A 12,732-nucleotide genomic window follows, 5' to 3' on the forward strand; every position below is an offset into this window, starting at 1 on the left:
GGCCGATGACGGCCGGTCCGGCGCTCGTGTACGTATTGAAGGGTCTGTCAGAGCGCGAAGAACGCCGCCGCCAGCAGCAGCGCACCCGCTATCGCGGTACCCCACGCCGTACGCGTCAGCCGCAGCCCGCCGCCGACCACCGGCGCCGCGAGCAGCAGCGCGCCGCCGAGCGGCACCCACGCGAGCAGACGGCCGGACGATCCCGCGCGAACCAGTTCGTCGCTGCCGGGCTTCCGCACCACCTCGTACTCCTGGCCCTTCTTCACCGCCACCGACCGCTCTATGGGCGCATCGGCACGCGGCCCTGCGCTCCCCTCGGGGTCGTACGTCCCCGTACAGGCCGTCTCGCCGCACTCGGTGACGGCCAGCGTCCCGTGCTCGCGGCCCTTGGAGAGCAGCACATGCTGCGCCGTACCCCAGGACGTCCAGAAACCCGCGACGACCAACAGCGCGGCCACGAACGCCATCGCGGCACGACGGCCCACCGACAGCGCCACTTGCGACGAGCTCCGCTTCATGGACCGCGATCCTTGGCCATCCGGACGGGGTCGGTCAACTTGTGGCAGACAAATGGTCGTTGAGTGGACGATGAACGGGGTGAGTATGCGCGGAGTGTGCGCGTTTGCGTCAGGAGTTGTACGAGCTCTGCGCCCGCTCCAGCCCCTCGGTCACCAGGGACTCCACGGCGTCGGCCGCGCGGTCCACGAGATAGTCCAGCTCCTTGCGCTCCACCGAGGAGAAGTCCTTCAGCACGAAGTCGGCCACCTGCATCCGCCCCGGCGGCCGGCCGATCCCGAACCGGACCCGGTGGTAGTCGGGGCCCATCGCCTTCGTCATCGACTTCAGCCCGTTGTGACCGTTGTCGCCGCCGCCCAGCTTCAGGCGCAGCGTGCCGTAGTCGATGTCCAACTCGTCATGGATCGCCACGATGTTGGCCGTCGGCACCTTGTAGAAGTCCCGCAGCCCGGCGACCGGGCCCCCGGACAGATTCATGAACGACTGCGGCTTCGCCAGCACCACCCGCCGGCTGCCGGGCCCCATCGGCCCCACCCGGCCCTCCAGGACCTGCGCCTGGGCCTTCTGGGCGCGCTTGAACGAGCCGCCGATCCGGCCCGCGAGGAGATCGGCCACCATGAAACCGACGTTGTGCCGGTTGGCCGCGTAACCGGGGCCGGGATTGCCCAGGCCCACGATCAGCCACGGGGCGGTCGCATCGGTCGTCATCTGCGCTGCGTCTCCTCAGGACAAGGACTCAGGACTCAGGACTCGGCATGAAGAAGAACGGGGTGGCGGGCACCGGCCCGCCACCCCGTCGGGCAAAGCGATTCGTGCCGGGGCTCAGGCCTCCGCGGCGGCCTCGTCCGCGGTCTCCTCGCCCGACGGCTCCTCCGCCTGCGCGGCCAGGACCTGGATGACGACCGCGTCCTCGTCGGTCACCAGCGTCGTGCCCTCGGGCAGCGGAACGTCCTTCGCCACGATGGAGGCACCGGCCTCCAGGCCCGCGACGGAGACCGTGACCGACTCGGGGATGTGCGTGGCCTCGGCCTCGACGGTCAGGGTGCTCAGCACGTTCTCCAGCAGGAACGGGCCCGGGGCCAGCTCGCCCTCGGTGTGCACCGCGACCTCGACGGAGACCTTCTCGCCGAGCTTCACCGAGAGCAGGTCGACGTGCTTGATGAAGCCCTTGAGCGCGTCACGCTGGATGGCCTTGGGGATGACGAGCTCCTTGCGACCCTCGATGTCGACGCTCAGCAGCGCGTTGGCCGTCTTGAGCGCCATCATCAGGTCGTGACCCGGCAGGGAGATGTGGACGGGCTCGGCACCGTGGCCGTAGACGACCGCGGGAACCTTGTTCTCACGACGGGTACGGCGGGCGGCGCCCTTGCCGAACTCGGAACGGACCTCAGCGGCGATCTTGATCTCAGCCATGGCTGCACTCCTCGTAGATGACACATAGGTGACGACGGAACTGGTGGTCACCCGGCCACGACAGGCCTGCTACGAAGAGCGCGTCGATAACGGACAGCCGCGAATGAAAGCGGCCTCCCTCGCCGAGCAACTGAATCAGTCTACCCGGCGGGGAGGCCGCCCCAGAAATCGTCCCTCGGTCCCGTACTACGCCTGCTCGTCGAAGAGGCTCGTCACCGAACCGTCCTCGAACACCTCACGCACCGCACGCGCGATCGTCGGCGCGATCGACAGGACCGTGATCTTGTCCATCTCCAGATTGGACGGATCGGGCAGCGTGTCCGTGAAGATGAACTCGCTCACCTGCGAATTCTTCAGCCGGTCCCCGGCCGGACCCGACAGCACACCGTGCGTCGCCGTCACGATGACATCCTCCGCGCCGTGCGCGAACAGCGCGTCCGCGGCGGCGCAGATGGTGCCACCCGTGTCGATCATGTCGTCCACCAGGACACAGACCCGGCCCTGGACGTTGCCCACGACCTCATGGACCGTCACCTCGTTGGCGACGTCCTTGTCACGGCGCTTGTGCACGATCGCCAGCGGCGCGTCCAGCCGGTCGCACCAGCGGTCCGCCACCCGTACGCGGCCGGCGTCCGGCGAGACCACCGTCAGCTTCGTGCGGTCGACCTTCGTCGCCACGTAGTCCGCCAGGATCGGCAGCGCGAACAGATGATCCACCGGACCGTCGAAGAAGCCCTGGATCTGGTCCGTGTGCAGATCCACGGTCAGAATGCGGTCCGCGCCCGCCGTCTTCATCAGGTCCGCGATCAGCCGGGCCGAAATGGGCTCACGCCCACGGTGCTTCTTGTCCTGCCGGGCGTATCCGTAGAAGGGCACGATCACGGTGATGCTCCGGGCGGAGGCCCGCTTCAGAGCATCGATCATGATCAGCTGCTCCATGATCCACTTATTGATCGGCGCGGTGTGGCTCTGGATCAGAAAACAGTCCGCGCCCCGGGCCGACTCCTGGTAGCGCACGTAGATCTCGCCGTTGGCGAAATCGAAAGCCTTGGTGGGCACTATCCCGACGCCCAGAGTGTGGGCGACCGCCTCGGCCAGCTCGGGGTGGGCGCGGCCGGAAAAGAGCATCAGCTTCTTCTCGCCGGTCGTCTTGATCCCGGTCACAGCACAGTCTCCTCAGACGTGTTGATTGCCGCTGCACCCGCGCGTCCCTGCGAGCCAGCCGAACGTGAGCATCTATCACGGTACGCGCTGTACGGAGCGCCTGTTTCCGGTCAGCTTTCGAGCGCGAGCTCTTCGGAGGCCGCGGCGGCTGCCTGCGCGGCGGCGCTACCCGGCCGCTTACGGGCCACCCAACCCTCGATATTCCGCTGCTGGCCCCGCGCTACGGCCAGCGAACCCGACGGCACGTCCTTCGTGATGACCGACCCGGCGGCGGTGTAAGCACCGTCCCCGACAGTGACAGGCGCCACAAACATGTTGTCTGAACCTGTCTTGCAATGTGAGCCGATGGTGGTGTGATGCTTCGACTCACCGTCGTAGTTGACGAACACACTCGCCGCACCGATGTTCGTCTGCTCGCCGATCGTCGCGTCACCCACGTAACTCAGGTGCGGCACCTTCGAACCGTCGCCGATCGTCGCCTTCTTCATCTCGACGAACGTCCCCGCCTTCGACTTCACGCCGAGCTTGGTGCCGGGACGCAAGTACGCGAACGGGCCCACCGCGGCACCCGCGCCCACCTCCGCGTCGATGGCCACCGTGTTGTCCACGCGGGCGCCCTCGCCCACCATCGTGTCCGTCAGACGGGAGTTGGGGCCCACCTCCGCGCCCTCCGACAGATGCGTCGAACCGAGCAGCTGCGTGGCCGGATGCACGATCACGTCCGGTTCGTACGTCACCGTCACATCGATCAGCACCGATCCCGGATCCACCACGGTCACACCGGCGGCCATCGCCCGCTCCAGCAGCCGCTCGTTCAGCAGCCGGCGCGCCTCGGCCAGCTGTACGCGGTTGTTGATGCCCAGGATCTCGCGGTGGTCGGCCGCGACCGAGGCGCCGACGCGGTGCCCGGCCTCGCGCAGGATGCCGAGGACATCGGTCAGATACTCCTCGCCCTGGCTGTTGTCCCTGCTGACCTTGCCGAGCGCGTCCGCGAGCAACTGCCCGTCGAAGGCGAACACTCCGGAGTTGATCTCCCGCACCGCGCGCTGCTCGTCCGTCGCGTCCTTGTGTTCCACGATCCCGGTGACCGCGCCGCTCGCCCCGTCCCGCACGATGCGCCCGTACCCGGTCGCGTCCGGCACCTCGGCGGTCAGCACGGTGACGGCGTTGCCGTCGCTCTCGTGCCGCTCGGCGAGCGCGGCGAGCGTCGAGCCGGAGAGCAGCGGGGTGTCGCCGCACACGACGACGACCGTGCCGTCGGGGGCCCGGCCCAACTCCTCCAGCGCCATCCGTACGGCGTGCCCGGTGCCGTTCTGCTCGGCCTGGAAGGCGGCCCGCACCCCGTCGTACGTACCGGCCAGATGCCCCTCGACCAGCTCCCGCGCGTGCCCGACGACGACCACGAGCTGCTCGGGCTCCAGCTCGCGCGCGGCGGAGACGACATGACCGACGAGCGAGCGCCCGCAGATCTCGTGCAGAACCTTGGGGGTCTTCGACTTCATGCGGGTGCCCTCACCCGCTGCGAGGACGACGACGGCGGCCGGGCGGTTGACGCTCACGGGAATGCCCTTCGGCTTCGGATGCTTGGCGTGACGGACATCCGCAGGATACCGGGGGGTTTCGGGACGGAAACGAAGGCGGGTCCTGACCGGAAAGGTCAGGACCCGAACTTGGCGGCTCCCGGAGAAGGATTCGAACCCTCATTCAATGGACCAAAACCATTTGTCCTGCCCTTAGACGATCCGGGATGGTTCATCAATTATGTCCGCTTTTGAGGTCGGACAGAAGTGCCGCCCCTACTATGCCGTACCACCAGCCCTCGATGCGACGGTATAGGTCGGCACTTCGCCCAATGTGGATCACCAAGCAGCCGTGATACGACTCACCGGTGTTCTTGCGAACGGTTGTCGGGTTGTGCTTCTTGAGCGTTGTCCTGCCGAAGCGTTCGGCGCCCGACCCGGTCAGATCCGCCCAGAACCTTTCCGCCTCGGTGACATCCGCGCTCTCGTGAATCATGACGTGGTAGGTGTGGCGCTGTCTCGGAATGCCGAGCAGGTCCAGCCAGGCCAGGAAGATCCTGATCATGCCCGGGTCGCTGTTCACGAACGCCACCCGCTCCCGCCGGGCGTGGGGCTTGTCCTTCGTGCCCTCGGCCCAGTACAGGCCGACCCCCAGGAGGAACAGCTCGCGCTCGGACATCGTTCCGATGCTTTCGGTGGCCCTGCGTTTCGTTTCCCGGCGCTCCTGCTCGCGCCGTTCGAGCGTCGCTTCCCATCCGCGCCTGGCGATCGCCGACGCCTCCTCGCGCGTGCGCCTCGGCGGCTTCGGTAGATCCCGTACCCATAACGAGATCGAACTCTTCGAGCACCCGAGCTCGAGTTGAATCTGGTCGTACGTGAGCCCCTGGAGCCGTAGCTCCCGGGCTCTGTCGCGCAGGTCGCTTTTCGCGTTCACGTCCGCTCCCTCAGCATCTCGAAATCAGCGTATTTACCGTTGGTTGCTGCCATGTAGGAGATCATCGTCCGGAATCCGGACGTCCGGCTCGAATGTGTGGTCGGTTCGCCGGATCGTGTGAGCGGGGGCTGTTCCCCTTGTGTGAGGCCCGTTCGCGTGCTGAGCGCACTCGTCCCGCACTCCTCGGAAATTGGGTCGCGGGCGCCCGTAGGCTGGACGGCATGACCACAACGGGGGCACACGAGGAGGCCGAGGGTTTGACCGCCCGCGGGCTCTGGTGGTGGAGACGGCGGCGCAGTGTCGTGCTGGATGTGGGGCTGGCCGGTGTGTCGGCCCTGGAGTGTGCGTTCGAGGGGGTCCGGTTCGCGGGCAACGCGCAGTTGCCGGTGGCCCTCGGGGTGGTTTTCGGGGTGCTCGTCGGGTCCGTGCTGTTGTTGCGGCGGCGCTGGCCGATGGCCGTCGTGCTCGTCTCCATCTCCGTCACTCCCGCCGAGATGGGCGTGCTGCTCGGCGTGGTCGGGCTCTACACGCTCGCCGCCTCCGAGGCGCCCCGGCGGATCATCGGGTCGCTCGCCTGTATGTCGCTCGTGGGGACGCTCATCGTCGGCTTCGTACGGACGCGGCAGGACATCGTGGGCTCGGATCTCGCGTCGGCGACCCGCTGGTACATCCCGCTGATAGCCGTCTTCATGGCCTTCAGCCTGTCCCTGCCGCCCGTGCTCCTCGGCCTCTACGTAGGAGCCAGGCGCCGGCTGATGGAGAGCCTGCGGGAGCGTGCCGACAGTCTGGAGCAGGAGTTGTCGCTGCTCGCCGACCGGGCCGAGCAGCGGGCCGAGTGGGCGCGTACCGAGGAGCGGACGCGGATCGCGCGGGAGATGCACGACGTGGTGGCGCACCGGGTGAGTCTGATGGTGGTGCATGCCGCCGCGTTGCAGGCGGTGGCGTTGAAGGATCCGCAGAAGGCCGTGAAGAACGCCGCGCTCGTGGGGGACATGGGGCGGCAGGCGCTGACGGAGTTGCGGGAGATGCTCGGGGTGCTGCGGGCCGGGGAGCAGCAGGCGGCGCGGAAGGTGGCCGGTACGGTGCCGCTGGCCTCGGTGGGTGCCGCCGCCGCGGCTGCCGCTGCCGCCGCGGCGGAGGACGGGCCCGGTATGGGTGACATCGAGACGCTGGTGGGTCAGTCGCGGGACGCGGGGATGGTGGTGGAGTTCGCCGTCCACGGGGAGTCGCGGGCGTACGCGCCGGAGGTGGAGCAGACCGCGTACCGGGTGGTGCAGGAGGCGCTGACGAACGTCCACAAGCACGCGGCCGGGTCGAAGGTGATGGTGCGGCTTGCGCACCGGGAGGCCGAGATCGCGATGCAGGTGGAGAACGGCCCGTCGTACGGAGTCGCCGACGCCGGCCTGCCCAGCGGCGGCAACGGCCTGGTGGGGATGCGCGAGCGGGTGCACGCGCTGGGCGGGGTGTTCGTGTCGGGGGAGACGGACGCGGGCGGTTTCCGGGTCTCGGCGGTGCTGCCGGACCGGGCCGCGGCGTAGCGGCCTTCCGGCGCTCAGTCCGAGGTGAGCCGCTGCGGCTGCGTGCCTGTCACCAGCGCCGCCAGGGCGTGGTCGATGTGCGGGCCGAGGAACCAGTCGCCCGTGTGGTCGATGGAGTAGACGCGCCCCGTGGCGTCGACGGCGAGTACGGCCTGGCCGTCGCCCTCCTCGCCGATCGGGCTGATCTCCGTGTCGAGGGAGCGTCCGAGGTCGCCGAGCGTACGGGCGAAGTGGATGCCGGCCAGCGGGTCGAACCGTACGGTCGTCGGCGCGATCTGCCGCCCCGGTCCAGGCCCGGTCACGGACAGCCCGCCGAACTCCGCCCAGATCTCCACGACGGCGGCGAACACGGCGTGCACGTGTCCCGCGGGGGTGATGTGGGCGCGCAGCGTGTCCGCCCACTCCTCGGCCTGCCGCATGTCCCAGCGGCCCGGCTGCCAGCCGGCCTCGCGCAGGGCGACATCGACGGCGACGGGGAATCTGGTGGTGGTGAGGTCGGGCACGGGGTGGTCAGCCGTTCTGCGTCGGGTCGACGGGGCGTACGCCGAAATGGGCGAGCATCGCCGTACAGGAGCGGCAGGGCGGCGCGTAACTGCCGTGGAGCGGGTCGCCGTCCTCCCGGATACGGCGTGCGGTGAGTTTGCCGTGTTTGAGGGAGCGGCGGGCCTCGCCGTGGGTGAGGGCCTTGCGCTGGGCCCGCTTGGAACGCGAGCCCTCGACGGCGGCCAGATGCCGGGACAGCAGGATCGTCTCGGGGCAGCGGCCGGTGAATCGTTCCCGCTGGCCGCTGGTGAGGGTGTCCAGGAAGTCCTGTACGAGGGGGTGCAGGGCGGGCGGCTGGTCGGCCTTGCCCGCGGTGCACGTGAGATTTTCGCCACGCACGGAGAGCGCGGCGGCCACGGCGGGCAGGATGCCGTCGCGGCGCTGGCGCAGGGCCGGCGGGCGGTGCGGTTCGGTGCTGCTCCAGCTCAGGCGCGGATCTCCGGAGGCGTCACCGGCCGGGGGGTCCGGTGCCCCGAGTCGTGGATCCCCCGATGTGTCCTGTTGTGCTGTGTGCAAAGCGTCGTCCCTCTCTGCGCAATCCCCACGCAATCCCCCGAGTTGCGGGGGACAGCCTGCCAAATGTGACATGCCGTGGGGAAGTCGGGGCGGTATCGGGGCGCGGCGCCGTCGCTGCGTGACCTGGGGTGACCGCGTTGTCACCGGCACCCGAACGGGGGTAACGGGAGCCGGTGGTGCAGGAGGCGGAGGGGCGGCGTCCCCTATTGCCTCACCGCATAGGCTGTGTCGAACCAGTCAGAAGCCAGCAGGGGGCATCCGCCATGACGACAGGTCGGCTCGGTCAGCAAGCCGCGCCACCGAACGCGGCCTACGCCGGGCAGGTCGTGCATTTCCCGGACCCGGTCCGGGCCTCCCGCCACCCCAGGGGTGTGCCGGTGGACGGCAACGGCTTTCCGGACTTCTCGCCGTACGCGCGCGCCGCCGCCGAGATCGCCGAGCCTCCCGAGGGTTTCGGCGTGGACGAACTGCGGCTCACGGACTACGTGTCCGCCAACGCCGCGCTGCACGCGTCCGGCCATGACCTGTGGGACACCATCCCGGCCGTGGCCACTCCGCACGGCTGGACCTGGCACCACGCGGCGGGGTCGCGCCGGCTGCTGCTGGTGCCGGTGGAGGTCAAGGCGCTGTTGCGGCATCACGGCGGGCTGGCGACGACGCTGGTGGATCACGGCAAGCGCGGGACGCGGCCTCTTCAGGAGACGAGGCCGGTGCACTTCGGGCTGCCGAAGAGTTCGGTGTCGGTGACCGAGCAGCAACTGCTCGGTGTGGAGGAGGATCTCGGTTACCGGCTGCCCGGCCCGTACCGCAGCTTCCTCAAGGCGGCGGGCGGTTGCGCTCCCGTCGGGGCGGCGCTGGACGCGGAGTTGGGGCTGCTGGTGGACCAGCCGTTCTTCACGGTGCGTGAAGAGGCGGCGGTCAACGACCTGTTGTACGTCAACAAGTGTCTGCGGGACCATCTGACCAAGGACTATCTGGGCGTGGCGTTCGTCCAGGGCGGCATCCTGGCGCTCAAGGTCCGGGGGGATCAGGCCGGTTCGGTCTGGTTCTGCGCGTACGACGACGCGCGTGACCGCGACGGCTTGAGCGTGCGGGAGCGGGTGGAGCGCCTGCTGCTGCCCTGCGGTGCGGACTTCGACGCCTTCCTGTCGAGGCTGGCGGGCAATCCGCCGGAGCTGGACACGGTGGCGAACCTGATGGTGGACGGCGGCTTCGCCCGCGCCGTCCCGGTGGAGGGGTGAGCGCGATGGTGACATTCGCTCAGGCGCAGGAACGCGCGGACGAGTGGGTCAACGGCGATGTGCCCGCGTATCAGCACCGTGAGGTGCGGGTACGGGAGTTCGAGCTGGGGTTCGTGGTGTGGGCGGAGGACCGCGCGGACGGTCCGAGGTCGGACGGCGGCGTCCAGCGGCTGGTGATCGCGAGGGACAGCGGTGAGGCGACGCTGTGGCCGGGGCTGCCGGTGGGTGAGGTGATCCGGCGGTACGAGGAGGAGTACGGGTCGCAGGCGGGGGCCCCGGAGCCGCCGCGGGCGCCGCAGCGTATCGATCTCAATCAGACGTCCTTCCTGCTGACGCCGCCGGAGTGGTTGCAGGACGCGGCAGACAAGCTGGGGACCCCGGGGGCTCCGGGTGCCGGCTCCGGCTCAGGTGCGGGTGCCCCGGGTGCCGGTGCGGCTCCCGCCGGGCCGTCCGTCCCGGCGCCGGCTCCCGTGCCGTCGAGTACTCCGGCCGGGGCGACCCCCTGGGCCGGTACGGACACCAACGCCGCCGGTGACGACGGCTCCGTGGGCCTCCCGGCGACGGTCTTCGCGCCGCCGCTGTCCGGCGTGGACGACGACAGTACGCCGCCGCCCGGTCTGGCGGCCGAGGCGCCGACGGCGCTGATGTCGGGCGGCAGTCAGCTGCCTCGTACGACGGTGGCCCCGGGCCTCGGCTCGTCGTCTCCCGCTCCCGGCAGCCCCGGTGACATCGCCGACGCGGCGACGAGCAAGGCGTCGTCGCCGCCGCGCGGCGCGCGTGGCGGCCCGCCGGCTCCGCCGGGCGCCCCGGGCGTGCCCGGCGCTCCGGCCGGTGGCTACCAGCCGACGCGGTTCGCCCCGCCCCAGGGTCCGGGCGGGCCAGGCACCCCGCCGCCTCCGCCGGGTGCTCCTGGTACGCCGCCGCCCGGTGTGCATCATGCGGCGACGATGTTGGCGGATCCGAGTCAGGGTGGTCAGCCTGCGTCGCAGGGTGGTCCGCGTCCGCCGGGTCCGCCCGGTCCGCCCGGTGCTCCGGGGATGCCGCCTCCTCCGCCGGGTGCGCCTGGTACGCCGCCGCCCGGTGGTGTGCATCATGCGGCGACGATGCTGGCCGGCCCCGGCGCCGTACCGGGTCCGCCGCCCGGCACCCCCGGACCGCCCGGTCCTCCCGGTGCGCCTCCCGGCCCCCCGCCGGGCACGTACGGCTATCCGCAGCAGGCCGGCGGCATGCCGACGGTCGGCCCCGGCTACCAGGCCGTGCTGCGCTACCGCGCCCCCGACGGCTCCGAGGCCCAGCTCATCCGCCGCTCGGCACCCGGCACCCCGCACCCCGAGTGGCAGATCCTGCACGAGCTGCGCGCCATGAACGTGCCGCCGCAGCAGGTGCTCGAACTCCACACGGAGCTGGAGTCCTGCGAGCTGCCCGGTGGTTACTGCGCGCGGATGATCCGCGAGACCTGGCCGCAGGTGCGGATCACCAGCGTCGCCCCGTACGGCAGGGACCATTCGAGCCGTCAGCAGGGCATGCAGCATCTGCTCACCCACCAGGGCGAGTTGCACCAGGTCGCGGACGGTCCGGCGCGGCCGGCCCCGGTACGCGCCCCGCTGCCGCAGGTGCCGCCCGCGCAGCCGGTGCCGCCGGAGGCGATCGCGCAGGAGCTGGCGGGCGCGTTCGGCCCGCAGGGCATCTGCCGGTTCGACCAGCGCGCGGTGTCCCGTCAGGGCGTACCGGAGATCGTGGCGCGCACGCTCGTATGGGCGGGCCTGCCGGGCGACTTCGGCCCGTTCTTCTGGGCCCAGCCCCCGCAGCCGGTGGTGCCGACGCTGGCCGAGCTGGCCGCGCAGCGGCAGGTGCAGCCGGCGGCGGACGCGGGCTCGTATCTGGTGATGGGCAGCGACTTCGGCCGGGCGATCTGTGTCCAGTACGGCACGGCGCACATCATGGCCGTGTCGGTGGAGACGGGTCCGGGCGGTCAGACGATCCCGCCGCAGTTCGTCAATACCGGGCTGCCGGAGTTCACCCGCTCGATGGCGCTGCTCGGCCGCATGTGGCGGCTGCGATTCGGCCTCAATCCGGAACAGGCCGGCCGCTGGACCGTCGACTTCCAGGCACAGCTCGCCGCGATCGATCCGGCGGCGCTGTCGTCGCCGGAGAGCTGGTGGTCGGTGCTGCTGGAGCAGATGTGGGACGGGCTGCTCTGACCGTACGGCGCTGAAGCCGGCCACGAACGCATGCGCCCGGGGCGCTCTCCGTGATTCACGGGGGGCGCCCCGGCCGTTCCGGCACCTGCCCCGGACGATGGCTGGAACGCGTCGGCCGCGCCGGCGGCGGGAGAAGAGGAATCCGGCGCCCGGAGTCAAATGCCGCATCCTTGAGCAGGATGGACGGGTGGGGCGTTTCGCGGGGAAGCCGCTCTCGCCACCGTCCGCCGGAGAGAGGCTTCAGTCATGGCTGCCGCACGCGTATCGGCTCACGGCTTCGACTCCGTACGGGGCCGTGGTTACCGCCCCGAGCAGGTCGACCGGCTGGTCACGGAGCTGTCGGGGGACAGCGAGGTCGCCGAGGCGCAGGAGCGCCGGCTCGCGGCGGCGGCGGAGCGCCTTCAGCTGGAGGCGGAGCTGCTGCGGCAGCAGGTCGAGGCGCTGCCGCCGCAGACGTACGAGTCACTGGGGGAGCGCGCCCGGCAGATTCTGGCCCTGGCCGTCGAGGAGGCGGACGGGGTGCGCACGGCCGCGTGGGAGGACGTGCGGGCGCGGCAGGACGCCGCCGCCGAGGCGGTCCGTGGGACACGTGAGGCGGCGCGCGCGTACGTGGAGGCGGTCGCGGCCGATGTGGACGCGTACGCGACGCGGACGGAGGAGGACGCGCAGGGCGCGGCCGACGAACTGCGCACGGCCGCGCGCCGGGACGCCGGGGAGCTACGGGACGCGGCGCTGGCCCGCTTCGACGAGATCCGGCAGCGTACGGAGGCGTTGCTCAGCGAGCTGGCGGGGGAGCACGCGGATCGACTGGCCGCGACGGAGCGGGAGTTGGCGGGCCGTGAGACGCAGGCGCAAGCGCACCGGACGGAGCTGTCGGCCCACGCGGACGCCCGGCTCGCGGACGCGAGGCGCGCCTTCACGGAGGCCGAGGAGAGCGCCCGCCACATCCGGGAGGACGCGGCGGCGCGCGCGGAGGAGCTGATCGCGCGGGCGCGGGTGGCGGAGGAGCGGACCGTACGGGAGACGGAGCGGATCCTGCGGGAGCACACGGAGGTCCGCGAGGAGGTACAGGCGCGGATGACGCACATCCGCAACAGCCTGGCGGCGCTGACGGGCCGGGCACCGGCGGACGCGGAGAAGTAGTAC

Annotated in this window: 12 protein-coding genes and 1 tRNA gene; 4 read left to right on the plus strand and 9 right to left on the minus strand. The window is 70.8% G+C overall.

Translation table 11 applies throughout. The annotated features are described in order from the left end of the window. Nucleotides 1-47: 47 nt before the first annotated feature. From OIE74_RS23375 to OIE74_RS23405, 7 genes are all read right to left on the minus strand, one after another. The gene (locus OIE74_RS23375; protein WP_329386750.1) at nucleotides 48-518 is read right to left on the minus strand and encodes a hypothetical protein; all 471 of its coding nucleotides are present in this window, start codon (nucleotides 516-518) and stop codon (nucleotides 48-50) included. A gap of 109 nt (nucleotides 519-627) precedes the next feature. Continuing rightward, entirely contained in the window at nucleotides 628-1,224 is a 597-nt protein-coding gene (gene pth / locus OIE74_RS23380; RefSeq protein ID WP_329386752.1) for an aminoacyl-tRNA hydrolase, read from the minus strand. Between the two features lie 114 nt (nucleotides 1,225-1,338). Next, nucleotides 1,339-1,929, minus strand: coding sequence for a 50S ribosomal protein L25/general stress protein Ctc (locus tag OIE74_RS23385; protein ID WP_329386753.1), 591 nt, complete (start codon nucleotides 1,927-1,929; stop codon nucleotides 1,339-1,341). A gap of 186 nt (nucleotides 1,930-2,115) precedes the next feature. Next, the gene (locus tag OIE74_RS23390; protein ID WP_329386755.1) at nucleotides 2,116-3,093 is read right to left on the minus strand and encodes a ribose-phosphate diphosphokinase; all 978 of its coding nucleotides are present in this window, start codon (nucleotides 3,091-3,093) and stop codon (nucleotides 2,116-2,118) included. A gap of 110 nt (nucleotides 3,094-3,203) precedes the next feature. After that, nucleotides 3,204-4,652 (minus strand): bifunctional UDP-N-acetylglucosamine diphosphorylase/glucosamine-1-phosphate N-acetyltransferase GlmU, encoded by a 1,449-nt coding sequence (glmU, locus tag OIE74_RS23395; protein ID WP_329386758.1) that lies wholly within the window; start codon nucleotides 4,650-4,652, stop codon nucleotides 3,204-3,206. Nucleotides 4,653-4,770: 118 nt separating this feature from the next. Further along, nucleotides 4,771-4,841: transfer RNA gene (locus OIE74_RS23400), tRNA-Gln, on the minus strand. A gap of 7 nt (nucleotides 4,842-4,848) precedes the next feature. Beyond that, the gene (locus OIE74_RS23405; RefSeq protein ID WP_329386760.1) at nucleotides 4,849-5,547 is read right to left on the minus strand and encodes a hypothetical protein; all 699 of its coding nucleotides are present in this window, start codon (nucleotides 5,545-5,547) and stop codon (nucleotides 4,849-4,851) included. A gap of 221 nt (nucleotides 5,548-5,768) precedes the next feature. Here OIE74_RS23405 and OIE74_RS23410 point away from each other — a divergent pair, with 221 nt between their 5' ends. Beyond that, nucleotides 5,769-7,085: a sensor histidine kinase gene (locus OIE74_RS23410; protein WP_329386763.1), complete on the plus strand. Its 1,317-nt coding sequence runs from the start codon at nucleotides 5,769-5,771 to the stop codon at nucleotides 7,083-7,085. A 14-nt stretch (nucleotides 7,086-7,099) separates the two neighbouring features. On the opposite strand, the gene OIE74_RS23415 is transcribed toward OIE74_RS23410, so the two are convergent. Both OIE74_RS23415 and OIE74_RS23420 read right to left on the minus strand, forming a co-directional pair. Continuing rightward, on the minus strand, nucleotides 7,100-7,588 hold the full coding sequence (locus tag OIE74_RS23415; protein WP_329386765.1) for an SUKH-3 domain-containing protein: 489 nt from the start codon (nucleotides 7,586-7,588) through the stop codon (nucleotides 7,100-7,102). A 7-nt stretch (nucleotides 7,589-7,595) separates the two neighbouring features. Further along, nucleotides 7,596-8,144 (minus strand): YwqJ-related putative deaminase, encoded by a 549-nt coding sequence (locus OIE74_RS23420; RefSeq protein WP_443076202.1) that lies wholly within the window; start codon nucleotides 8,142-8,144, stop codon nucleotides 7,596-7,598. Nucleotides 8,145-8,407: 263 nt separating this feature from the next. On the opposite strand from OIE74_RS23420, the gene OIE74_RS23425 reads away from it, so the two are divergent. The 3 genes from OIE74_RS23425 (at nucleotide 8,408) to OIE74_RS23435 (ending at nucleotide 12,729) form a co-directional block, all read left to right on the plus strand. After that, a complete protein-coding gene (locus tag OIE74_RS23425; protein WP_329386767.1) occupies nucleotides 8,408-9,385 on the plus strand; it encodes an SMI1/KNR4 family protein in 978 nt (325 codons plus the stop codon). Nucleotides 9,386-9,390: 5 nt separating this feature from the next. Then, entirely contained in the window at nucleotides 9,391-11,586 is a 2,196-nt protein-coding gene (locus OIE74_RS23430; RefSeq protein WP_329386769.1) for an SUKH-4 family immunity protein, read from the plus strand. 246 nt (nucleotides 11,587-11,832) lie between these two features. Continuing rightward, nucleotides 11,833-12,729 carry a cellulose-binding protein gene (locus tag OIE74_RS23435; protein WP_329386771.1) on the plus strand — a complete coding sequence of 299 codons (897 nt, stop codon included), beginning with the start codon at nucleotides 11,833-11,835 and terminating at the stop codon, nucleotides 12,727-12,729. Nucleotides 12,730-12,732 lie beyond the last annotated feature (3 nt).

The sequence above is a fragment of the Streptomyces sp. NBC_01716 genome (assembly GCF_036248275.1).
GTDB lineage: Bacteria > Actinomycetota > Actinomycetes > Streptomycetales > Streptomycetaceae > Streptomyces.